This is a genomic window from Pseudoalteromonas prydzensis (genome assembly GCF_001661495.1).
Taxonomy (GTDB): Bacteria; Pseudomonadota; Gammaproteobacteria; order Enterobacterales; family Alteromonadaceae; genus Pseudoalteromonas; species Pseudoalteromonas prydzensis.
The window spans coordinates 417,895-441,331 of record NZ_BDDT01000003.1; the positions used below are offsets into that span (position 1 = coordinate 417,895).

Here is a 23,437-nt window from a genome sequence, read left to right on the forward strand (position 1 = left end):
AAAATAGCACTGGCATCCTGCTGGCGCATAAAATAGTTTATCGTCGCTTTGGAAGTTTACCTTCGACAATCGCGGCATCTAATAAAGTCATAACCTTATCAAATACTTGCTGTGCATTAAGCTCACTAGTATCGAGTTCAATGGCATCATCAGCCGGTACAAGCGGAGCAACGGCACGATTCATATCGCGCTCATCACGTGCTTGAATATCTTCTAATAGACCACTTAGTGTAACATCAAGACCGCGTTCATTCAACTCAACAAATCGTCTACGCGCACGTTCATCCGCGCTGGCGGTCAAATAAATTTTTAATGGTGCATCTGGGAATACCACAGTGCCCATATCACGGCCATCGGCGATTAAGCCATTTTCAGTACGAAATGCGCGTTGGCGACGTAATAATGCTTCTCTAACACGAGGTAAGGCTGCTACTTTTGATGCGGCAGCCCCTACTTCTTCATTGCGAATTGTTGTTGATACATCTTCGCCTTCAAGAATAACTTTACCAGCGTTTGTTTGACTATCTACTAAAAATTGCACATCTAAGTTAGCAGCTAAAGGCACCAATGCCTCTTCATTGTCTAGTGCAATTTGATGGTGCAGTGCTGCCAGTGCTAATACGCGATAAATTGCGCCACTGTCCAGTACATCCCATCCCAATTTCTCGGCTAACAAGCGACAAACAGTTCCTTTACCTGAACCACTTGGGCCATCAACGGTGATCACCGGCATTAATAACGCCTGCATTTAAACCTCCTGCAATGCACACCAAAATTAAACTGCGACATTATACGTTACTTATTGCAATAGATCCGCTTTTTGTATGTAACTTTTTATATTTCAGTCCCTGTTGCTCATTGGCTAACCGATGCTAGTACATTGAAAAACGTTGGAAATGTTTTATATGTACACTTAGGATCGTTAATGGTAATAGGCTTACCGCCCACTGCAACCATGGCAAAACACATGGCGATGCGGTGGTCGTCATAAGTATCAATTGCCACATCATTAAACTGTTTTGGTGGTGTTATTTCGATGAAGTCTTCACCTTCAACAACTTCAGCGCCCACTTTACGAAGCTCGGTCGCCATAGCATGTAAACGATCCGTTTCTTTTACGCGCCAATTGTAAATATTGCGAATAGCCGTTGGCCCATCGGCGAATAACGCCACAGTTGCAAGTGTCATTGCGGCATCAGGAATGGCATTTGCGTCAATATCAACGCCTTTCAATTGGCCTTTACGAACCACTAAGCGCTCGTCATACCAATCAATCTTAGCACCGACCTGCTCCATTACTTTGGCAAACCCGATATCACCTTGCACTGATTTTGCACCAACGCCTTTTATTTCTATTTCACCGCCGGCAATTGCAGCAGCTGCAACAAAATAGGAGGCCGATGACGCATCCCCTTCAACCATAATACGCTCAACAGCTTGGTATTGCTGCGCACCTTTCACGGTAAAAGTTTTATAGTCATCGTGTGTGACTACTATGCCAAAGCGCGCCATAACATCTAGCGTTATATCAATGTAAGGCTTTGAAACTAAAGTGCCTTTAATGGTAATGTTGGTATCACCATTAAATAATGGCGCAGCCATTAATAAGGCTGTTAAAAATTGACTCGAAATACTACCGTCAATTTCAACATCGCCGCCGTTTATTTGTCCGCCAACAATTTTCAGTGGCGGATAATCTTTATTTTTTAAATAACTAACATCACCACCAAGCGCTTGTAAAGCATCCACTAAGTGACCAATTGGGCGCTCTTCCATACGTGGCTCACCAACTAATTCATAGTCACCTTTAACTGCGGCAAGTACCGCGGTAAGTGGCCGATAAGCCGTGCCGGCATTACCTAAGAATAACGGCTCAGCTGGCGTTAAAAACTGCCCGCCTACCCCTTGCACTGTGGCAACGGTTTTATCGTCATTTAAACTTACCTGTACGCCTAACTGTTTAAGCGCACCTAACATATGACGAATATCATCGCTATCAAGTAGGTTTTCAACCACCGTTGTACCTTTAGCAAGGGCTGCTAACAGTAGAATGCGATTGGATAAACTTTTTGAGCCAGGCAGCGTCACACTGCCATTTACTTTACTAATAGGCTCTAAACGTAACTGTTCCATTAGCTGTGCTCCTTGGCAAATTGTGCCATAAAGTCAACTAACGCTTGCACGCCAGCAAGTGGCATTGCGTTGTAAATACTGGCACGCATGCCGCCAACAATGCGGTGGCCTTCAAGGGCCAGTAAACCCGCTTCTTTAGCTTGTGCTAAAAACGCTGCATTTAAGCTTTCATCGTTTAACCAAAAAGGTACGTTCATGCGTGAACGACAGTGCTTTGCCACTTTATTATTATAAAATGGTGATTCATCAATAAAGCCGTAAAGCAGTTCTGCTTTAGCAATATTTTGCTGCTCCATGGCTTTTACACCGCCATTTTGCTCAAGCCAGTCAAATACTTCTGCCGCTAAATACCAAGCAAATGTCGGTGGCGTGTTATACATGCTGCCTTGTTTTACTTCGAGTGCGTAATCGAATATGCCTGGTTTTGCGACCCCTTCACGTTCAAGCAGCGTTTTACGAATGATCACAATGGCAAGCCCTGATGGGCCAATGTTTTTTTGCGCACCGGCATAAATTAAATCAAACTGATCAACATCAAATTCACGCGATAAAATTGTCGATGACATATCAGCAACAATCGGCGCTGTTGGGTGACTTGGTACATCAAATACTTCTATGCCATCAATGGTTTCATTGGGGCAATAATGAATGTATGACGGATCTGCTGGAAATTGCCACTCGCTAACCGGTTTGATAGAAAATTGCTCACTCGTGTCATTACGTACATCAAGCTCAGTGACCGTGGTGAATTTTACCGCTTCGTCAACTGCACCTTTAGACCACACACCGTTTTCACAATAAACAGCGGCTTTACCATCAACATGTAAATTCAGTGGCACCGCAGCAAACTGACCACGACCGCCACCGTGCATAAACAGCACTTCAAATTCATCGCTAATATTCATTAGTCGACGCAGGCTTGCTTCACACTTCGCGGTGAGCGCTAAAAATTCTTTACTACGGTGACTAATTTCCATCACCGAGACACCTAAATCTTGCCAATCAACAAACTCTTTTTGTGCCTTTTCCATTACAGCTGGCGGCAACATTGCAGGCCCTGCACAAAAATTATATTTACTCATTACCTTTCCTCATTCCAGTAATTACTTTGCTTTTTAATTATGTATAAAAAAAAGCGGCCGAAGCCGCTTTATATTGGTTTATTCAACCGGTGGATTATCACCAGTTTCATCATTAACCGTTTCGACTACTTCGACGCTTTCGCCTTCGATAATAGCCTCAAGCTCATCGATTTCAATTTCTTCGATACGTTGTAAACCAACTACTTGCTCTTCGTCAATAGTTCTTATCAAAATAACACCTTGGGTATTACGCCCAACGGTAGAAACTTCTTTAACTCGCGTTCGAACAAGCGTACCACGATTAGAAATAATCATGATTTCGTCGTTTTCATCAACTTGTACTGCACCAACCACTGCGCCGTTACGTTCTGACACTTTGATTGATACCACACCTTGAGTCGCACGGCTCTTCGCTGGGTAGTCTTCAAGCAACGTACGTTTACCGTAACCGTTTTCAGTCACAGTTAAGATAGCACCATCTGTCTTAGGTACAATTAACGATACAACTCGTTGACCTTCAGGCATCTTAATACCGCGAACACCGGTTGCAGTACGACCCATTTGACGTACACCTTTGAACTTGATTTCAGGATTACCGTTTTCATCAAGTACTGGGTTGCCATTTTCATCTAAAACAGGTGACTCTTCCGCTTCTTTAAAGCGAACAACTTTACCAGCATCAGTGAAGAGCATGATTTCGTTGCTACCATCAGTGATATCAACACCAATTAGGCTATCACCGTCATTTAAGTTAACGGCAATAATACCACTAGCACGTTGACGACTATACGCAGTCAATGGTGTTTTCTTCACGGTACCGAATGCAGTAGCCATAAAGATGTATTTGTTTTCTTCATATTCACGTACTGGCAAGATTGCAGTAATACGTTCGTCAGCTTCAAGTGGTAACAAGTTAACAATTGGTTTGCCGCGCGCTGCACGACTTGCCAGTGGTAATTGATACACTTTAAGCCAATATAAACGACCAGCCGTTGAGAAACACAAGATTGTATCGTGCGTATTAGCAACCAATAGACGTTCAATGAAATCTTCATCTTTCATCTTGGTTGCAGATTTACCTTTACCACCACGACGCTGTGCTTCGTAATCAGACAATGGCTGATACTTCACATAACCTTCATGAGAAAGCGTTACTACAACGTCTTCTTCTGTGATCAAGTCTTCAAGACTAATATCATGAGCCGCGGCGTTGATTTCAGTACGACGTTCATCACCGTATTGCTCTTTAATTTCGACTAGCTCGTCGCGGATAACTTCCATTAAACGCTCAGGATTAGCAAGAATATATAAAAGCTCGGCAATTAAATCTAATAACGTTTGGTATTCGCTTAGAATTTTTTCATGCTCAAGACCGGTTAACTTGTGTAAACGTAAGTCAAGGATCGCTTGAGCTTGTTGCTCAGAAATATAATACTGACCATCACGGATACCTAAGTCATCGGCTAACCAGTCAGGACGTGCAACGTTTGCTTCACCTGCTTTTTCAAGCATGGCTTTCACATTACCTAATTCCCACGGACGACTTGCTAGTGCTACTTTAGCTTCAGCAGGTGTTGGTGAGTTACGAATAAGCTCGATAATTGGGTCGATGTTAGCAAGTGCAATTGCTAAACCTTCAAGCATGTGTGCGCGGTCACGGGCTTTGCGTAAATCAAATACCGTACGACGGGTTACCACTTCACGGCGGTGAATAATAAACTCTTCAAGCATTTCTTTTAAGTTGAAACACTTAGGTTGATTATTAATTAACGCAACCATGTTCATACCAAACACAGTTTGTAACTGAGTTTGTGCATATAGGTTGTTTAAGATCACTTCGCCTACGTCACCACGTTTGATCTCGATAACGATACGCATACCGTCTTTATCTGATTCATCACGTAATGCGCTAATACCTTCAATCTTCTTATCTTTAACAAGCTCAGCAATCTTTTCGATTAAGCGGGCTTTATTTACTTGATAAGGGATTTCGTGAACAATAATCGTCTCACGATGGGTTTTTTCGTCGACTTCAATTTCTGCGCGGGCACGCATGTACACTTTACCACGGCCTGTTAAATAGGCTTGTTCGATGCCTTTTTTACCGTTGATAATTGCCGCAGTTGGAAAATCAGGGCCCGGAATATAATCCATTAATTCATGAATGGTTAGATCTGGGTTTTGAATAAGTGCTAAACAACCATTCACAACTTCAGTCAAGTTATGAGGAGGAATGTTGGTTGCCATACCTACCGCAATACCCGAAGAACCGTTCACTAATAAGTTAGGTACTTTAGTTGGTAATACGTCAGGAATTTGTTCTGTACCATCGTAGTTAGGCACAAAATCAACCGTCTCTTTCTCAAGATCTGCTAATAGCTCATGAGACATTTTCGCCATACGGACTTCGGTATAACGCATTGCTGCTGCAGAGTCACCGTCAACTGAACCGAAGTTACCTTGACCGTCAACTAACATGTAACGTAAAGAGAAAGGCTGAGCCATACGTACAATGGTGTCGTACACTGCACTATCGCCATGGGGATGGTATTTACCAATTACGTCACCAACCACACGGGCTGATTTTTTGTAAGGCTTATTCCAATCATTATTAAGCTCGTTCATAGCAAACAAAACGCGGCGGTGAACAGGTTTTAAACCATCACGTACGTCTGGTAGTGCTCGTCCTACGATTACGCTCATCGCGTAGTCTAAGTAGGAGTTTTTTAACTCGTCTTCAATATTGACTGGCAGAATTTCGTTGGCGAAATCAGTCATTTGATATCACATTCCTTCAGTATTTCCCCACAAAGTGCCGCATATGGGCGCTTGCGAGGATATTAGTTATTATTACCAAGTCATGCTACCACAATTAATTTAAATTTACAGGCGCTAAATCTTTGCGATTTATCAATTTCACCCTATATAATGGCCTCAGATTGACGAGGAAGTTTTTTATGACCGAACATCAGAATGTAGATAGTGCAGAAATTGCAAAGTTTGAAGCCATTGCCGAGCGATGGTGGGACCGCGACGGGGAATTTAAACCCCTTCATGAAATTAACCCGTTACGATTAGATTTTATCGCCGACAAAGCCAACGGCTTATTTGATAAAGAAACCCTCGATGTAGGCTGTGGTGGTGGCATACTCAGTGAAAGTATGGCGCGAATGGGCGCACACGTTACTGGCATCGATATGGGCCAAGAACCATTAACCGTTGCTAAATTGCATAGTTTAGAAACCGGTGTGAAGGTAGAGTACATTAAAGTGCCTGCCGAACAATATGCGCAAGAGCACCCTGCTCGCTTTGATACTATTACGTGTATGGAAATGTTAGAGCACGTTCCAAATCCTGCTTCTATCATTCATGCAGTGGCGGCATTAGCAAAACCAGGCGCAGATGTATTTTTTTCGACACTCAATAAAACCCCTAAAGCCTACTTGTATGCCATTATTGGTGCAGAGAAGTTATTGAAGATGGTGCCTGAAGGCACACACGACCACAAAAAGTTTATCAAACCAGCGCAACTCATTGCATGGGCAGAGCAAGCAGGATTAAAAGTACGTGCAAGTGCTGGGCTCAGTTATAACCCGTTATCAAAGCAGTACAGCTTAAATACCGATGTGAGCGTTAATTATATTCTTCACTTTGAGAAACTTGCGTAATGGCTGGTTTTAACACAGCAACACCCATAATCAACTACGACGCTTTTATTTTCGACCTTGATGGCACCTTACTTGATACTGCAGACGATCTTGGTGCTGCGCTAAATAGTGTATTGTCAGCACATGATCAACCTACGGTATGCGCCAATGTTTACCGTCCAGCGGCATCAAATGGCGCTGTAGCACTGCTAGAAGCGGGATTTGGCCAGCAGTGGCCCACCCACCCGCAACAAGATGCTTTGCGCCAACAGTTACTCACGGCCTACGCTGATAATATTGCAACTCATAGCCAATGCTTCACGGGTATCGCACAATTATTAATTGCGCTTGAGCAGCAACAGATCAAATGGGGGATCATGACCAACAAGCCGGAATTTCTGACTACCCCTTTAGTTGCCGCCATCAGTGAGTTAAGTGATGCGCAAGCCATTGTTTGTGGTGACACCCTCAACGTGGCAAAACCTTCACCGTTACCTTTACTGCATACCGCGCAACTGTTAGATGTCGACCCGAGTCGTTGTTTGTATGTTGGTGATGCCGAGCGCGACATTATCGCAGCTAAAGCCGCGAACATGCACAGTGCAGCGGCATTGTGGGGATATATCCCCAGTGAAGAGGAAGCGTTAGGCTGGCAAGCGGATTTTAATTGGCAGTCACCTATTGATGCATTTAACCATATATAGTGGCTTGCTAATAATTAAACACTATATATTGTGATTGTGTTATTTTTTGCACATTGTTTGCTGATAAAAAAAGCAGCCTAAATTTATTTTTAAAATGGCTAAATTTAATAGATCATCAGTTGATTTTTATAAATTTCATTTTAATCAGATGGTCAAAGGTTAATGGCTACTAACACAAACGTGTTATCCCGACGTTATCCACAATGTGGGGCATTTATGCCCCTTGCAAATGATCGCATACCACACTATCTTGTGATCCAGAGTTTGATGAACACCAGATGTTGTGGCTAAATGTTATTCAATTAAATTCGCGCTAGAACAGTCTTATGACAATAAAATATTTATTTTAAGAAAAATGTGTCACTAAAAAATTTTATATCCCAAGGAATACAGGCAAAACTATGAACCAACAGCTATCTGTAAGCAAACGTGACGGCCGTAAAGAGTCACTTGATTTAGATAAGATCCATCGCGTTATTGCTTGGGCCGCCGAAGGTCTAAATAATGTGTCTGTCTCACAAGTTGAGCTAAAATCACACATTCAGTTCTACGATGGTATTAGAACTGAAGACATCCATGAAACGATTATTAAGGCAGCCGCTGATCAGATCTCAAAAGAGTCACCTGATTACCAATATCTAGCGGCCCGTTTAGCTGTATTCCATTTACGCAAAAAAGCCTATGGTCAGTTTGAGCCGCCACGTTTATACGACCACATTGTAAAACTGGTTGAAGATAAGCGCTACGATGCCCACTTACTTGCAGATTACACTGAGCAAGAAATTGATCAACTAGATGAATACCTTGATCATGCACGCGATTTAAACTTCAGCTACGCCGCCGTTAAGCAGCTTGAAGGCAAATATTTAGTGCAGAACCGTGTTACTGGTAAAATTTATGAAAGTGCACAGTTCTTATATATTCTTGTTGCTGCTAGCTTATTCTCTGATTACCCGAAAGAAACGCGTTTAGATTACATTAAGCGCTTTTATGATGCGGTATCAATGTTTAAGATTTCATTGCCTACGCCAATTATGGCGGGGGTACGTACGCCTACTCGTCAATTCAGTTCATGTGTACTAATTGAGTGTGGTGACAGCCTAGATTCAATCAATGCAACTTCTTCTGCAATTGTTAAATACGTATCGCAACGTGCGGGGATTGGTATTAATGCCGGTCGTATTCGCGCACTAGGTAGCCCTATTCGCAATGGCGAAGCGTACCATACAGGTTGTATTCCTTTTTATAAACACTTTCAAACAGCCGTTAAAAGCTGTTCGCAAGGTGGTGTACGTGGTGGTGCAGCAACCCTTTTCTACCCACTATGGCATTTAGAAGTAGAAAATTTATTAGTACTTAAAAACAACCGTGGTGTGGATGATAACCGCGTTCGCCACTTAGATTACGGTGTACAGTTTAATAAGTTAATGTACGCGCGCTTGATTAAAGATGATTACATCACTTTATTCAGCCCATCAGATGTACCAGGTCTTTATGATGCATTTTTTGAAGACCAGGATGAATTTGATCGTCTTTACGTGCAATACGAGCAAGATGAGTCAATTCGTAAAAAACGTATTAAAGCCATTGAATTGTTCTCAATGTTTGCACAAGAGCGTGCCAGCACAGGTCGAATTTATTTACAAAATGTCGATCACTGTAATACACACAGCCCGTTTATTGCTAAAGTTGCGCCAATTCGCCAATCTAACTTATGTTTAGAAATTGCTTTACCAACTAAACCGCTTAGTAATGTGAATGACGAAGAAGGCGAAATCGCCCTTTGTACACTATCGGCCTTTAACTTAGGTGCCATTGAGTCACTGGATGAGCTTGAAGAATTAGCAGAGCTTGCGGTACGTGCTTTAGATAACTTACTGGATTTCCAAGACTACCCTGTTCCTGCTGCACACAATGCAACTATGGGTCGTCGTACTTTAGGTATAGGTGTGATCAATTACGCATACTACCTAGCTAAAAACGGTAAGCGTTATTCTGATGGCAGTGCTAATGCATTAACGCATAAGACTTTTGAAGCGATTCAGTACTACTTAATGAAAGCATCAAATGAGCTTGCTAAAGAACGTGGTGCCTGCCCTAAATTTAACGAAACCACATACTCACAAGGGATCATGCCTACTGATACTTACAAGCGTGATTTAGACAAAATTTGTGATGAGCCAATGCATTTAGATTGGGATACGTTACGTGCCAATATTAAAGAGCATGGCATGCGTAACTCAACGTTATCAGCATTGATGCCGTCTGAAACATCGTCGCAAATTTCTAATGCAACCAATGGTATTGAGCCACCACGCGGCCATATCAGTGTTAAAGCCAGTAAAGATGGTATTTTAAAACAGGTTGTTCCTGAGTATGAGCGTTTAAAAGATAACTATGAATTATTGTGGGATATCCCATCAAATAAAGGTTACATAGAACTTGTTGGTATAATGCAAAAGTTTGTTGATCAAACGATCTCTGCAAATACTAACTATGATCCTAATAAGTTTGAAGGTGGTAAAGTACCTATGAAGGTTTTACTACAAGACTTATTGGGCGCATATAAACTTGGCGTTAAGACCCTTTACTATCACAACACCCGCGATGGTGCGTCTGATGCACAAGATGACACACCTGAAGTGGAAGATGATGATTGTGCAGGCGGCGCGTGTAAAATCTAATCGATAATAAATATAAATTGCAAGCGGGCCTTAAGCCCGCTTTGTCCTGTTCGTTTTTTGAGTGATCTTATGTCTTATACTACTTTTAGCCGAAACCATAACAACCAATTACAAGAACCGATGTTTTTCGGCCAAACCGTTAACGTATCGCGTTATGATCAACAGAAGTACCCTATTTTTGAAAAGTTAATTGAAAAGCAATTGTCGTTCTTTTGGCGCCCTGAAGAAGTTGATGTAAGCAAAGACCGCTTAGACTTCCAAGCGTTGCCAGATCACGAAAAGCATATCTTTTTAAGTAACTTAAAATATCAAACATTACTTGATAGTGTGCAAGGACGTTCACCGAATGTGGCATTATTGCCAATCGTATCAATTCCTGAGCTTGAAACTTGGATTGAGACCTGGGCGTTTAGTGAAACGATTCATAGTCGCTCGTACACGCATATCATTCGTAATGTAACGCAATCACCTGAACTTATTTTTGATGATATCGTGAGTAACGACAAGATCAGCGAACGTGCTGATGCCGTCACTAAATATTACGATGAATTAATCAATAAAGTTGCCGTGTATAACTTGTACGGTGAAGGCAAGCATACTCTTAACGGTGAAACGGTTCATATCAGCTTATTTGAACTTAAAAAGCTGTTATACCTTGCCATGATGTCAGTCAACATTCTTGAAGCCATCCGCTTTTATGTTAGCTTCGCCTGTTCATTTGCATTTGCAGAGCGTGAATTAATGGAAGGCAACGCAAAAATCATCAAGCTGATCGCCCGTGATGAAGCCCTTCACCTATCAGGCACACAGCACATTCTCAACATTATGCAAGATGGTAAAGACGATCCAGAAATGGCGATCGTTGCGGCGCAATGTCGTGAAGAAGCAATCAAAATGTTTGTCGATGCCGCTGAGCAAGAAAAAGAATGGGCTGAATACTTGTTTAAAGATGGTTCAATGATTGGCTTAAACAAAGATATTTTGTGTCAATACGTTGAGTACATTACTAATGCACGTATGAGTGCGGTAGGCTTACCAACGCAATTCAAAACCAGCAGTAACCCTATTCCATGGATCAACTCATGGTTAGTATCTGACAATGTACAAGTTGCGCCTCAAGAAGCTGAGATCAGCTCTTACCTTGTTGGTCAAATTGATTCGCAAGTTGATGCTGCTGACTTTGGTGACTTTGATCTCTAATGAGCACCAACAAGACTGCAAAGGTTCACTTTGCAGATAACAGCCAGTGTGTGGAATTTAACACTGGCTGCCATTCCCTCTTAGACTGCCTTGAACAACAGCAATATGATATCCCTTTTCAATGCCGAGAAGGCTACTGTGGTGCGTGCCGTGCAACACTTAGCGAAGGGAAAGTGATTTATAATGAAGAGCCGCTTGCATTTGTGCGTGATGGAGAAGTGCTACTGTGCTGCTGCAAACCCGATGGCGATATTACACTGAGCTTTAAATAAACCCACTAGAATATTTAAATCGATTGCTATTAGTGCCACTCAAATTGTTTGGTTGCATAGCAATGTACTTTATCACTGATCATTAAACTACTCTCATCGATAATGACATCCCAATTTAAACTGCGCGTTAAATCCATTTGAATATCATCAACAAACTGCTGATCAATTTCGATAATATGGCTATTTGCAAATAACTTTAAGCGTGCCTCTGACTCAATTAGCCACTGACTATTACTAATCGTTAGGACTAATAATTCGTCAACTTGCTTCGCTATTTTTAGCAGTTGATCAAGATTAGGCTGATCCACACTTAACCACGTTTTATAATGCTCATCCAGTGCTTGGATACCGACATCTGGTTGCAGTCTATCAGAGAGTTTATTTAGCACCGCATGGCGGTCGTAAGATAAAAGGCAATACCCTACTAGTTTTAAAACAAAATGCTCGAGCGTTTCGTTTTTTGTTAAAGCGGTGGTAAATACCTCTTGATGATTACGCTGCTGACGCAAATCTGCAATGCTAAATCGAGCTTTAAAGATCCGGGCTTTATCAGACATAACATTCACCAAACTAGTGATTATTTCTACTTCAGTATAGCGCTTACTAATGAAAATGTGTTTATTTTAAAGTTATGGTATAACATTATTGATCGGCACAAATGATGGTGTTATATTATATCACAACATAATAACCACGATGTAGTAACCATGATCCGACATTCTTTAGTATCCACTGCAATTATCACTGCTTTAAGTTCTTTTTCTGCTCATGCCGCGGTTGTAACAGGCCAAGTTTTAGATGACAAAAATCAACCGATCAGCCAAGCCGAAGTCCATGTACACGGTAAAGCTCAAACAATAAAAACTGATAACAACGGCCAGTTTAGTATTAATATAGACGCTAATAGTCAGCTACATATTAGTAAAGATAATTATGTTGATGCCCGTATTGCTGTCAATGAAGCAAGCCCAGCATTACAGGTTACCCTTATTCCAACCTCTGTTGAAACGGTGGTAGTATACGCCTCTGCCCTGCATAAAAATAGTTTAGAAATGATTTCACCAGTGAGCGTTCTCAGTGGTGATGAACTACGAAATAAAGCAAAACCAACATTAGGCGAAACTTTAAAAGGTCTACCAGGCGTTAATGCCAGCTATTTTGGCCCTGTTTCTTCGAGCCCTATAATCCGAGGCTTAGATGGCCCCCGCGTGAAAATCACTCAAAATGGTTTAGACAGCAGCGATGCATCTAGAATTGGCCCAGATCACGCCACTTCTAATGACAGCCTAGCTGCTGAACAGATTGAAGTCCTACGTGGTCCTGCGACTTTACTTTATGGCTCTGGTGCAATCGGCGGTGTTGTTAATGTGGTTGATAACCGTATTCCAACTGATAACATCGAACAACTAACTGGCGCAGTTGAATACAGCCACGATACAGTATCAAACGCCAACACCTATGCTGCCAAGCTTGAAACAGGTCATAACAACTTTAATTTTCATTTTGATGGCACTAAACGCACTGGTGATGACTACCAAACTCCGCGTTTTAACTTACCTGAGGAAGAGCACGAAGATCATGAAGGCCATGACGAAGAAGAGCATGAAACAGCGACGTCTGTTAAAAATACCTTTATTGATAGCCAAACCGTAAACTTTGGTACTAGCTATGTAGGCGAACATTTAACGTTAGGCGTCTCTTATGGTCGTATAGAAACAGATTACGGTATTCCAGCCCATAGCCATGAACACGGGCATGAACATGAGCACGAACATGCCCATGAAGAAGGTGAAGAAGAAGCTGTTTATGCGCGCGTAGAGCAAGATCGTTGGCAAGGCCTAATGAGCTATGCGTTACATAACAATTGGATTGAAACCATTAATTTACGTCTTGGTTATACTGACTATCGCCATGCTGAAATTGAAGATGGCGCGATTGGTACAATCTTTAGTAATGAAACCACTGAAGCACGTTTTAATGTTGAGCATAAACTGGGGAACTGGCATGGGATGGCGGGCTACCACTTTAGCGAGTCTAATTATGATGCTGATGGTGAAGAAGCCTTTACACCTGCAAGTAAAACCACGACTAATGCATTGTTTATTTTAGAAGAGCAACAGTTTGGCGACGTAACTGTGGAACTTGGTGCTCGTTTAGAAGATTATAATATTGATAGTAACGTCGATACTTCAGCGCATGACCATGACCATGAGCATGAAGAGCATGCTGATGAGCACGGAAATGAGCTAACGGCTTACAGTAAAAGTTTTACTAACCTAAGCGCTTCAGCTGGCGCAATTTGGCAATATACGCCAGGTCAAAGCGTGTCTCTTAGCGTGTCACATTCTGAGCGTGCTCCATTATCTGCAGAGCTACTTTCAAATGGTGTGCATATTGCGACTGGCACCTATGAACTAGGTTTAGGCTACGTGATAGAAGACGGTGAAATTCACTTTGAACCAGAAAATATCAAACAAGAAACATCAACCAATATTGATTTTGGCTTTAGACGCTTTAGCGGTGATTTTGGTTATACCGTTAACTTTTTCTATAACGACATTGAAAACTTTTACTATCAGCAAAACACAGGGTTAATCTTTGATGAAGAGCACGGCCTTGAAACAGCAGAGCCTGGCCACGATGATGGCATGGCGGTTTATCAATTTGTTAGTAAAGATGCAAAATTATACGGGATTGAGTTTGACGCACATTATCAACTTAACGCCAATGCCATGGTTAAACTATTTGGTGATTCAACAACCGCGAAACTTGCTGATGACGAAGGTAATTTGCCGCGTATTCCAGCGAACAAATTAGGCTCTGAATTACAATATACTATTAGTGATTGGCAATTTAGCTTAACGGGCACTCACTACTTTGAACAAAATGACATCACTGCCTATGAAACCGCAACTGACGGTTACACATTATTTGATGCACAAGCAAATTATCAATTAACTGTTGGCCCTGTCGATACGCAGTTTTATATCAACATTGATAACATCACCGATGAATTAGGTTTTGTACACAGTTCCTTCATTAAAGATCAAGCGCCATTACCAGGGCGAAACTTTAGACTCGGTGTTCGTGGTTACTTTTAATTTACCGTAACACAAGTATAAAAAAAGCCACCTTAATCATCTTAAGGTGGCTTTTTTATTTACTTAAAAAGTAAATAACTATTAAAGAATAGCGTGTAACTCAACATCAAATACAAGCGTCGAGAAAGGTGCAATCGCAGCACCGGCACCACGTTCACCATAAGCAAGCTCATGAGGAACATAAATACGCCATTTAGTGCCTACAGGCATCATTTGTAACGCTTCCGTCCAACCTTTGATAACGCCACCGACTGGGAATTCAGCAGGCTGGCCGCGCTCATAAGAGCTATCAAAAACAGTACCGTTGATAAGTGTACCGTGATAATCAACGCGAACTGTAGACTCTGCAGTTGGCTTTTCGCCTTCACCTGTTGCAAGTACTTCGTACTGAAGACCAGACTCAGTAACCGTTATTTCAGCACGCTTTGCATTTTCTTCTAAGAATGCAATACCTTCAGCGGCTAGTACTTTAGCTTCTTCTTCACGACGAGCTTGAATTTCAGTATTGATTTTTTCGAAAGCCGCTTGGATCTCAGGGATCTCAACTTGGAAATCACCACCTGTGTAAGCATCTTTCATGCCTGCAAATACTGAATTTAAGTTTAAACCTTCGAATGGATTTGCTTTAAGTTGCTCACCCATTTGTAAGCCAATACCGTAACTTGCTTTTTCAGCATCTGTAGTAAAATTATCTGACATAATGTGTTTCACGTTTTGTTTATACCAACCTTAAAAGCGTTGGTATCAGTTAAAAGACGCGCCTATGCTATCATAAAAAAAAGCCCTTTTGGGCTTCTTTAGGATTAGTTTTTAAGGAGTTTTCCCTTAATAAAGCGCATCGCGAAAGTAAATACCGGCAAGCTGATTAAAATACCAGCGAGTAATGGCCGACTCAGTAATGCGTGCGAACCAACGAGTATCAAAGGAACTACTAATAAGCCAAATACGCCGATATAAATTGCTGCTATTTCAGGCCAATGTTTATCGTATTTGGTGATCAAATGGGCAGATAAAATATTAAATCCTAAGCAATACGCCGTTGCAGTCACTAATACCTGCTCAGGTTGTGAATCAATAGCCATCTTAACCAGTAAATTGATTGCACTGTGATAACAGTAGCCAAATACACTCCATAACAACACATGTTTGAGTACTCGCTGAGTTGTACTTAATTGGTTTTGTTCTGTCATAGTAAACTCCAGATAGCAAAAAGCCGCCCATAAGGCGGCTTTTTAAATATGGTGGAGAGATAGGGATTTGAACCCTAGATGGGCTACAAACCCATGCCGGTTTTCAAGACCGGTGCATTCGACCACTCTGCCATCTCTCCGTACGGCGCGGATAATAGGGGTTACTCGCCTTGTTGTAAAGCCCTAAAAGTAAAAAATTAAAATTAATTGCAGCGATAACTCTATAAAGGCTAAAAATAACTCAATAATACTGTTTTGGGCGCTTTGCGATCCACGAACATAATAAACACACTAACAAGCTAAAAGTCACAAAACTTAAACCTTGAAATATTAAGTCATAACGATTGAGATCATCACTTGGCACTAAAACCAATATAAAGGCAGGCAAAATACTCAGCACTAATACATAAAAGCACACTTTGAATGCTCTACCAAAATCAAATCGTCTGGTACGTTGCATCCACCATGCTAATATAACGACGATACCTATTGATGACATTGCGATTAGATGAGGAGTATGCGTACTAAATGCGGTGTATAGAGTGATTACAGCACCTACAAAACCCCATAAAGACCAAGTAAGCCATTTTTCTTTTTCACGTAAAAATAAATTTCCCATTGTTCTCGTCTTTTTTATCGTTATTGTTATAAGACATTCCATACAGTAACAAAAAATAACAGATTAAAAAACAAACCGTCGAAGAATAATTACTTGCATCCTAGCGCTTCTCACAGCCAACGTTTAGCTAAGCAAAGTTAGCAAAAGCAACCTTAATCTAGTATGACTGTGATAGCGCCAACAAGTTCATTTTATATTTATAACACACTAAAAAAGTCGTCTGCCTTATGCCGCGCAGGCTTAGTGCAATCAACAACAGCTGTACCTAGATATAGATAACCCACTATTTCGTCTTGCTCAGCAAGCCCGAGCGCCTTTTTTACTGCCGCGCTTTGAGCAAAGTAACCCGTACGCCAGATACCCGCCAACCCTTGTGCAAAGGCAGCCTGCTGCATTGCAAATACAGCACATCCTGCACTTTGTACTTGTTCAATGCGAGGAACTTTTGGGTGCGCTTGATATTTTGCCACCGCGATAATAATCATCGGTGCTCGTTGCGTTAATTCTTTTGCGCGACTAATGGTTTTTTCATCTTGCTGTTCTGCAATAGCACTTTGATAATAAATTTCGCCTAAGCGTTCCCGCCCTGCCTCTTCTACGATAAAAAATTGCCACGGCGCTAAGCCACCATGATCAGGGACTTTTAATGCGGCTTTTTTAATGTTCTCTAATTGCGCTTGATTGGGTCCTGGGAAACTGAGTTTGGGATCAGATTGACGAGTTAATAACAGCTCAATAGCGTCCATAGCAATTCTCTACTTGAAAAAAGAAGCTAGCATAGCATTGTTAGGGATCACTGAGAAAGTTAGAAAAGTAGAAAGTTTGCCGCGTCGGCAAACTTTCTACTTACGCTTTGGTTATTCAATTTTTCGTCGTAACCAATAATCAACACTGACAAAGCGCCCACCACCGGTGAAAAATAAGCTCAAGAGCATTGCAAAGTAAATTGCTGAAAATTCAATGCCATTATTTAAAATAGACGGTTTACCCTTTTCATATAGATAATCTGGGAAACCATGCTCTTCTACAATGCCACGAATTTTCTCAATTCGTTCTTTTACTGCAAGGGAGTTTTCGAGGCTTTCTTTGGCGCCGGGGACAGCTAACCAATCGAGTACTTGAGCAGCACTGGTATCTGGATCTGTCGGCGCAATCGCAAACCAGCCGTTATGCCAATGTACAGACGTTGCAGCAACAACCATAGTAAACATAAGTGGAATACTTACTAGGCGAGTTAATAAACCTAGCAAGAGCAGCCAGCCCCCGAGAAATTCACTCCAGCCAGCTAAAAAAGCCAGTAAATCAGGAAATGGCAGGCCGAGGCCCCAATCTGGGTTGCCAAACCAAGCAACCACATCAGGTGAAGCTAAAAAAAATTCAAAAAAGCCATTAACGTCACCACTGATATTTAGCTTGTTATAACCCGCAATGATCATAACGGGCGCGAGTATGAGTCTAAATAACAAAGCTGGGATACCATCAAGCAAAGCTATTTTTTGTAGGAACGTTTTATAGAGTGTGAGTAATGTATTCATCGTAGCAGTCTAGTCTCTTTAAATATATTAAACAAAGACCGCTACGATTGAAAGTTTATTTCAGTTAAATTTTACGCGCAACTTGTAGCGCTTCATAAATGGCCCGTTTTGCATCAATCGCTGACGCTAACTTGGCCCCACCAATTACATGTACTTTTGGGTTATCCGTTAATTGCGACATTAACTCATTATTAGACACTTGACCAATGCAAGCAATAACCGTATCGACGGGTAAAACTTGCTGTTCGCCTGCTATAGAAATTTTTAGACCTTGCGCATCAAAGTGATGGTACTGGCAATCAGCTATTTGTTTTACACCATGTTGCTTTGCAACTTGGCGATGTATCCAACCGGTGGTTTTACCCAGTTCACTGCCGAATCGCCCTGCACTGCGTTTGAGCATAAATAATTGCCGAGCATCTTTATGAGGGCTTGGTTCGCACTCAATACCCCACTGAGTTTTAAATTCAGTGATAGTTTGATTTTTATGTTCGCTCAAAAAAGCAACCATATCAAAACCAATTCCGCCAGCGCCTAAAATCGCTATCGATTGACCTAATTCAACGTCACCGCGGATCACTTCATCATAAGAAAAAACCCGTTTGTCATCAGCACAAGTAAAGTTGGCTTCGCGCGGACGTACGCCCGTTGCAAATACCACTTCATCGTATTGATCAAGCATGCTATCTGTAAACGCAGTATTGAGTGTTACTGTGACTTTGAGACGCTCAAGTTCATTAACAAAATACCGTAAGGTGTGATTAAAATCTTCTTTGCCAGGAATACGCATCGCTAAATTAAATTGCCCGCCCATATCGGCGTTTTTATCAATCAGCGTCACTGTGTGCCCTTTTTGCGCTAAATAACAACTCGCCGATAAACCTGCAGGTCCGGCACCCACAACTAACACGCGTTTCGCTTTTGCAGTGTGTTCAAGCGGGTAATCTAATTCAAAGCCCGCTTGTGGGTTCACTAAGCAAGTGGCCCGCTTGCCTTTAAATACATGATCTAAGCAGCCTTGGTTACAGCCGATACAAATATTAATTTGCTCACTGTGTTGTGCTTTATATTTATTAAAAAATTCAGGATCGGCAAGCAGAGGGCGTGCCATCGAAATTAAGTCTGCATCCCCTGCGTTTAAAATTTCATTTGCAATATCAGGGGTGTTTATGCGGTTTACAGCAATAACAGGCACCGATACCACTTCTTTTAAGCGTTTTGATGCTTCTTTAAATGCACCAGGCGGTACCATGCTAGCAATGGTTGGTACGCGCGCTTCATGCCAGCCAATTCCAGTATTAAAAATATCAACCCCAGCGTGCTCTAAAGCTTTAGCTTGGATCGTGACCTCTTCTGGAGTGGAGCCATTAGGGATCAGATCCATCACAGATAAACGAAAGATAATTAAAAATTCTTTATCTACTTTTGCACGCACCGCTTTGACTATATCCAATGCTAAACGCATGCGGTTTTCTAAACTGCCACCGTATTCGTCTGTGCGTTTATTAGTATGTGGCGCCATAAATTCATTGATCAGATAGCCTTCAGATCCCATCACTTCAACACCATCATAACCTGCTTTTTGAGCTAAGTAGGCCGACTGAGCAAAGTCTTTAATGGTCTTTTTAATGGCGCCAGCAGACATCGCTTTTGGTTTATAAGGATTGATCGGTGCTTTAATTGCACTTGGCGCTTGATTAAATGGATGATAGGCATAGCGACCAGCGTGTAATAATTGTAAGCAAATCTTTCCGCCATGCTGATGCACAGCCTCTGTATAAGCACGGTGCTTAAATACATCATAATAGCTATTAAAAGAAGATGAAATGGGGGTTAACTTACCACGTAAATTAGGGCTATAACCGCCAGTGATGAGCATTGCAGTGCCACCTTTTGCGCGTGCTTCATAAAAAGCGCGCAACCGCTTTCGGTTGTGCCACCCTTCTTCAAGCCCCGTGTGCATTGACCCCATCACTAACCGATTGCGTAATTGTGTGTGTTTTAATTGTAATTGTTGTTCTAACATCCTCTGCCCCGTTAACTGGTCTAACCTCTATACATTAGCGAATTTTGCTTGATTGGCAAGTAATAAGCAACAAAAGCACCAAATTATGTATTATTTCTACAGATAAACTCACTAACATGGTAGCTGATAAACACTTAGTTACGATTTAACAGTTAAATAAATTTTTATTCTAGGCTAAGATGGTTGCTATATATAAGTTGTACCAGACTAAGGATTTATTTTGATTGCAAAGCTGTTTAAAGGGCTGTGGACAGGAATTAACTTTTCTCGTCGCTTAGTTCTCAATATTTTATTTGTGCTAATTGTGATTCTATTTATTGTCTCAATAGCCAGCGATGATGATGAAATTAAAGTAGCCGACACATCCGTGCTCAGGCTCAATCTTAATGGCCCTATCGTAGAAGAAAAAACCTATGTAGATCCAGTAGAAGCAGCCATCAATGATGCAACAATGGGTAATGATGAACCTGCTGAAATTTTACTTGATGATATTGTCGAAGTAATCGATCAAGCAACAGAAGATCAGCGCATCAGCGTAATTTTGCTAGACTTACAAAAAATGCCTAATGCGCATTTGAATAAATTAAAGCAGATCACACAAGCGCTTGAGCGTTTTAAAGCGGCTGATAAAAAAGTGATTGCATCAGGCTATTATTATTCACAAGCACAATATTATCTTGCCGCTCACGCCGATGAAGTCTCAATGCACCCTTATGGTGGTGTTGAAATTCAAGGTTTTGCGATGTATCCGCTGTATTTTAAAGATGCGCTTGAAAAGCTTGGCATCACCCAACATATTTTCCGCGTCGGTACGTTCAAATCGGCTGTTGAACCTTTTATTCGTAATGACATGTCAGATGCAGCAAAAGAAGCCAATAGTGTCTGGCTAGGCGCGTTATGGCAAGAATACAAACAAGATGTCGCCGCCGTTCGTCCATTTGATGAATCTAACTTTGATGAAACAATGGATGTTTTCCTTGCAAAAATGCAAGCAGTCAATGGTGATTCAGGTCGCTATGCTCTAGAACATCAATGGGTTGATTCTTTAAAAACCAATCAACAAGTTCGCCAAGAATTGATTGCATTAGTCGGCACTGAAGAAACCGGTAAAACCTTTAATCAAGTTTCGTTTAACGAGTACTTGTCATTAATTAAACCGCCCATTGAGTTTGATAACCCAGTAACCGAAAAAGTCGCTGTTGTTGTTGCTCGCGGTACTATTTCTGACGGCGAACGTAAAGCTGGTGAAATCGGTGGTGATTCTACAGCGGCGTTACTACGTAAAGCACGTTTAGATGAAAAAGTTAAAGCCGTAGTACTGCGTATTGATTCAGGCGGTGGCAGCATGTTTGCGTCTGAAGTTATTCGTGCTGAAGTACTGGCACTTAAAGCCGCTGGCAAGCCTGTTATTGCCTCGATGAGCTCTGTGGCTGCCTCGGGTGGTTACTGGATTGCCTCAGCAGCCAATGAAATTTGGGCTGCGCCAAGCACCATTACCGGCTCAATCGGTGTATTTGGTAACTTTATGACCTTTGAAAACACCATGGCTAAATTAGGTGTTTATTCTGACGGTGTAGCAACAACAGAAATGGCAGGCTTATCTGTCACCCGCCCACTGAATGAGAAAATGGCACAAGTTATTCAACTGAGTGTTGAAGATGCTTATCAGCGCTTTTTAGAAGTGGTTGCTGAAGCACGCAACATGACGCCTGAGCAAGTGGATAATATTGCCCAAGGCCGTGTTTGGATTGCCAGCCAAGCGCAAGAGCTGGGCTTAATTGATAAGCTTGGCAATAAACAAGACGCTATAAAAGCTGCCGCTGAACTTGCTAAACTTGATTTTTACGAAGTCAAAACGATTAAGCATAGCCTTTCAGGGCAAGAGCAATTAATGCAAGATATTTTTGGTAACGCATCCGTTAAAGCATTTATAGGCTCGCAAAGTACCTTACAAAATGCATTATCTAACCAAGCATCAATCAATGGCTTGCTTAAACAGTTAAGCACTGAAGTTGAAAGCTTGCAGGATTACAACGATCCGCAAGGGATTTATGCTCGCTGCTTAGTGTGTAATATTTCACAATAATGCCCTAACAGGCTGTATTGATTAGCACTTAGCGTTATACTAAGCCCAGTTTTTTTACTGGGCTTTTTTTATGAAACGTAAACGTATTTATATCGCATATACTGGCGGTACAATTGGCATGAAAAAATCAAGCCGAGGCTATATTCCTGCAGAAGGCTTTTTAACACAAACCGTGGCAAACAATGCTGAATTTAATCGTGATGAAATGCCTTTATTTGATATTCATGAGTATTGTCCGCTTATTGATTCGTCAGATATGTCCCCTGCCCATTGGCAATTAATCGCAGAAGACATTAAAAGTAAATACCAAGACTATGATGGCTTTGTGGTATTGCACGGTACCGACACTATGGCCTATACCGCATCGGCACTGTCATTTATGTTTGAGAATTTAACTAAACCTGTGATCGTCACAGGCTCACAAATTCCCCTTTCGCAATTACGCTCTGACGGCCAAGTCAATTTACTTAATGCCATGTATTTAGCGGCTAACTACCCGATTGCTGAGGTTAGTTTATTTTTCAACAATCAATTATTTCGCGGCAACCGTGCAACAAAAGCACATGCCGATGGTTTTGATGCCTTTGCCTCGCCAAACCTTGAACCACTGGCGCTATCAGGCATTAATATTCAATTATTAAAAGGCCAGTTGAGCCCGTACGTTGAAAATGAACTACAAGTCACCAATATCACGCCACAGCCTATTGGGGTTTTATATTTGTATCCAGGGATAAGCCATGCGGTGGTTAAAAGTCTGGTAAATGATAATATCAAAGCGCTGGTATTATTAAGCTTTGGGGTCGGCAATGCGCCACAAGATCCAGACTTTTTAGAGATCCTTTCAAGCGCAAGCAAACGCGGTATGGTTATTATCAACCTAACGCAATGCTTAAAAGGTCATGTTAATATGGGCGGCTATGCAACCGGTAATGCATTGCTAAACATCGGGGTTATCAGTGGTTACGATATGACGCTAGAGGCATGCCTTACTAAGCTACATTACTTATTTAGTCAAAATCTTGAAATTGAAACGATCCGTCATCTCATGCAAGACAACTTACGTGGTGAGTTAAGTAGATAAGCTCAGCGCTTTATACTAAAAACAATCTTTCAAACTAAAAAGGCACGCTAATTAGCGTGCCTTTTATTTAAACTGTT

19 protein-coding genes and 1 tRNA gene are annotated in these 23,437 nt (G+C 41.5%); 8 read left to right on the forward strand and 12 right to left on the reverse strand.

Going from position 1 to position 23,437, the window contains the following annotated elements; genetic code table 11:
* Positions 1–37: 37 nt before the first annotated feature.
* The 4 genes from cmk to gyrA all read right to left on the reverse strand — a co-directional run bounded on the left by cmk (position 38) and on the right by gyrA (position 5,993).
* A complete protein-coding gene (cmk, locus tag A7968_RS09260; RefSeq protein ID WP_064666290.1) occupies positions 38–748 on the reverse strand; it encodes a (d)CMP kinase in 711 nt (236 codons plus the stop codon).
* Positions 749–855: 107 nt separating this feature from the next.
* Positions 856–2,133 (reverse strand): 3-phosphoshikimate 1-carboxyvinyltransferase, encoded by a 1,278-nt coding sequence (gene aroA, locus A7968_RS09265; RefSeq protein ID WP_064666291.1) that lies wholly within the window; start codon positions 2,131–2,133, stop codon positions 856–858.
* A complete protein-coding gene (gene serC / locus A7968_RS09270; protein WP_064666292.1) occupies positions 2,133–3,215 on the reverse strand; it encodes a 3-phosphoserine/phosphohydroxythreonine transaminase in 1,083 nt (360 codons plus the stop codon). The genes aroA and serC overlap by 1 nt, the downstream gene beginning before the upstream one ends.
* Positions 3,216–3,293: 78 nt before the next feature.
* Positions 3,294–5,993, reverse strand: coding sequence for a DNA topoisomerase (ATP-hydrolyzing) subunit A (gyrA, locus tag A7968_RS09275; protein WP_064666293.1), 2,700 nt, complete (start codon positions 5,991–5,993; stop codon positions 3,294–3,296).
* Positions 5,994–6,172: 179 nt separating this feature from the next.
* Between gyrA and ubiG the strand changes: the two genes are divergently transcribed.
* From ubiG to yfaE, 5 genes are all read left to right on the forward strand, one after another.
* The gene (gene ubiG, locus A7968_RS09280; protein WP_064666294.1) at positions 6,173–6,883 is read left to right on the forward strand and encodes a bifunctional 2-polyprenyl-6-hydroxyphenol methylase/3-demethylubiquinol 3-O-methyltransferase UbiG; all 711 of its coding nucleotides are present in this window, start codon (positions 6,173–6,175) and stop codon (positions 6,881–6,883) included.
* Entirely contained in the window at positions 6,883–7,566 is a 684-nt protein-coding gene (locus tag A7968_RS09285) for an HAD family hydrolase (RefSeq protein ID WP_064666295.1), read from the forward strand. Before ubiG ends, A7968_RS09285 begins: the two co-directional genes overlap by 1 nt.
* A 401-nt stretch (positions 7,567–7,967) precedes the next feature.
* Complete coding sequence (gene nrdA, locus A7968_RS09290; protein ID WP_064666296.1) at positions 7,968–10,250, forward strand: class 1a ribonucleoside-diphosphate reductase subunit alpha; 2,283 nt, start codon at positions 7,968–7,970, stop codon at positions 10,248–10,250.
* A gap of 69 nt (positions 10,251–10,319) precedes the next feature.
* On the forward strand, positions 10,320–11,450 hold the full coding sequence (nrdB, locus tag A7968_RS09295) for a class Ia ribonucleoside-diphosphate reductase subunit beta (protein ID WP_064666297.1): 1,131 nt from the start codon (positions 10,320–10,322) through the stop codon (positions 11,448–11,450).
* Positions 11,450–11,722 carry a class I ribonucleotide reductase maintenance protein YfaE gene (gene yfaE / locus A7968_RS09300; RefSeq protein ID WP_064666298.1) on the forward strand — a complete coding sequence of 91 codons (273 nt, stop codon included), beginning with the start codon at positions 11,450–11,452 and terminating at the stop codon, positions 11,720–11,722. The genes nrdB and yfaE overlap by 1 nt, the downstream gene beginning before the upstream one ends.
* A gap of 29 nt (positions 11,723–11,751) precedes the next feature.
* Here the strand turns inward: yfaE and A7968_RS09305 are convergent, their stop codons facing one another.
* The gene (locus A7968_RS09305) at positions 11,752–12,279 is read right to left on the reverse strand and encodes a YaeQ family protein (RefSeq protein WP_064666299.1); all 528 of its coding nucleotides are present in this window, start codon (positions 12,277–12,279) and stop codon (positions 11,752–11,754) included.
* 150 nt (positions 12,280–12,429) lie between these two features.
* Between A7968_RS09305 and A7968_RS09310 the strand changes: the two genes are divergently transcribed.
* Positions 12,430–14,823, forward strand: a complete 2,394-nt coding sequence (locus tag A7968_RS09310) for a TonB-dependent receptor (RefSeq protein WP_064666300.1) — start codon at positions 12,430–12,432, stop codon at positions 14,821–14,823.
* A gap of 81 nt (positions 14,824–14,904) precedes the next feature.
* Here A7968_RS09310 and bamJ read toward each other — a convergent pair whose 3' ends face one another.
* From bamJ to A7968_RS09345, 7 genes are all read right to left on the reverse strand, one after another.
* Positions 14,905–15,522, reverse strand: coding sequence for a BamJ family beta-barrel-assembly machinery protein (bamJ, locus tag A7968_RS09315; RefSeq protein WP_064666301.1), 618 nt, complete (start codon positions 15,520–15,522; stop codon positions 14,905–14,907).
* 104 nt (positions 15,523–15,626) lie between these two features.
* Positions 15,627–16,013 (reverse strand): hypothetical protein, encoded by a 387-nt coding sequence (locus tag A7968_RS09320; RefSeq protein ID WP_064666302.1) that lies wholly within the window; start codon positions 16,011–16,013, stop codon positions 15,627–15,629.
* 49 nt (positions 16,014–16,062) lie between these two features.
* A tRNA-Ser gene (locus tag A7968_RS09325) sits at positions 16,063–16,153 on the reverse strand.
* A 101-nt stretch (positions 16,154–16,254) separates the two neighbouring features.
* On the reverse strand, positions 16,255–16,632 hold the full coding sequence (locus tag A7968_RS09330; protein ID WP_064666303.1) for a hypothetical protein: 378 nt from the start codon (positions 16,630–16,632) through the stop codon (positions 16,255–16,257).
* 197 nt (positions 16,633–16,829) lie between these two features.
* The gene (locus A7968_RS09335) at positions 16,830–17,378 is read right to left on the reverse strand and encodes an NAD(P)H nitroreductase (RefSeq protein ID WP_064666304.1); all 549 of its coding nucleotides are present in this window, start codon (positions 17,376–17,378) and stop codon (positions 16,830–16,832) included.
* Between the two features lie 111 nt (positions 17,379–17,489).
* A complete protein-coding gene (locus A7968_RS09340; RefSeq protein ID WP_064666305.1) occupies positions 17,490–18,167 on the reverse strand; it encodes an HvfX family Cu-binding RiPP maturation protein in 678 nt (225 codons plus the stop codon).
* Positions 18,168–18,231: 64 nt separating this feature from the next.
* On the reverse strand, positions 18,232–20,193 hold the full coding sequence (locus tag A7968_RS09345; protein ID WP_064666306.1) for an oxidoreductase: 1,962 nt from the start codon (positions 20,191–20,193) through the stop codon (positions 18,232–18,234).
* A 220-nt stretch (positions 20,194–20,413) separates the two neighbouring features.
* Between A7968_RS09345 and sppA the strand changes: the two genes are divergently transcribed.
* Entirely contained in the window at positions 20,414–22,279 is a 1,866-nt protein-coding gene (gene sppA / locus A7968_RS09350) for a signal peptide peptidase SppA (RefSeq protein WP_064666307.1), read from the forward strand.
* Between the two features lie 70 nt (positions 22,280–22,349).
* On the forward strand, positions 22,350–23,360 hold the full coding sequence (ansA, locus tag A7968_RS09355; protein WP_064666308.1) for an asparaginase: 1,011 nt from the start codon (positions 22,350–22,352) through the stop codon (positions 23,358–23,360).
* Positions 23,361–23,437: the final 77 nt, after the last annotated feature.

Excerpts from the sequence above, each read along its gene's own strand:
- cmk (WP_064666290.1), bottom strand. The coding sequence starts at position 748 with ATGCAGGCGTTATTAATGCCGGTGATCACCGTTGATGGCCCAAGTGGT.
- aroA (WP_064666291.1), bottom strand. The coding sequence starts at position 2,133 with ATGGAACAGTTACGTTTAGAGCCTATTAGTAAAGTAAATGGCAGTGTG.
- serC (WP_064666292.1), bottom strand. The coding sequence starts at position 3,215 with ATGAGTAAATATAATTTTTGTGCAGGGCCTGCAATGTTGCCGCCAGCT.
- gyrA (WP_064666293.1), bottom strand. The coding sequence starts at position 5,993 with ATGACTGATTTCGCCAACGAAATTCTGCCAGTCAATATTGAAGACGAG.
- ubiG (WP_064666294.1), top strand. The coding sequence starts at position 6,173 with ATGACCGAACATCAGAATGTAGATAGTGCAGAAATTGCAAAGTTTGAA.
- A7968_RS09285 (WP_064666295.1), top strand. The coding sequence starts at position 6,883 with ATGGCTGGTTTTAACACAGCAACACCCATAATCAACTACGACGCTTTT.
- nrdA (WP_064666296.1), top strand. The coding sequence starts at position 7,968 with ATGAACCAACAGCTATCTGTAAGCAAACGTGACGGCCGTAAAGAGTCA.
- nrdB (WP_064666297.1), top strand. The coding sequence starts at position 10,320 with ATGTCTTATACTACTTTTAGCCGAAACCATAACAACCAATTACAAGAA.
- yfaE (WP_064666298.1), top strand. The coding sequence starts at position 11,450 with ATGAGCACCAACAAGACTGCAAAGGTTCACTTTGCAGATAACAGCCAG.
- A7968_RS09305 (WP_064666299.1), bottom strand. The coding sequence starts at position 12,279 with ATGTCTGATAAAGCCCGGATCTTTAAAGCTCGATTTAGCATTGCAGAT.
- A7968_RS09310 (WP_064666300.1), top strand. The coding sequence starts at position 12,430 with ATGATCCGACATTCTTTAGTATCCACTGCAATTATCACTGCTTTAAGT.
- bamJ (WP_064666301.1), bottom strand. The coding sequence starts at position 15,522 with ATGTCAGATAATTTTACTACAGATGCTGAAAAAGCAAGTTACGGTATT.
- A7968_RS09320 (WP_064666302.1), bottom strand. The coding sequence starts at position 16,013 with ATGACAGAACAAAACCAATTAAGTACAACTCAGCGAGTACTCAAACAT.
- A7968_RS09330 (WP_064666303.1), bottom strand. The coding sequence starts at position 16,632 with ATGGGAAATTTATTTTTACGTGAAAAAGAAAAATGGCTTACTTGGTCT.
- A7968_RS09335 (WP_064666304.1), bottom strand. The coding sequence starts at position 17,378 with ATGGACGCTATTGAGCTGTTATTAACTCGTCAATCTGATCCCAAACTC.
- A7968_RS09340 (WP_064666305.1), bottom strand. The coding sequence starts at position 18,167 with ATGAATACATTACTCACACTCTATAAAACGTTCCTACAAAAAATAGCT.
- A7968_RS09345 (WP_064666306.1), bottom strand. The coding sequence starts at position 20,193 with ATGTTAGAACAACAATTACAATTAAAACACACACAATTACGCAATCGG.
- ansA (WP_064666308.1), top strand. The coding sequence starts at position 22,350 with ATGAAACGTAAACGTATTTATATCGCATATACTGGCGGTACAATTGGC.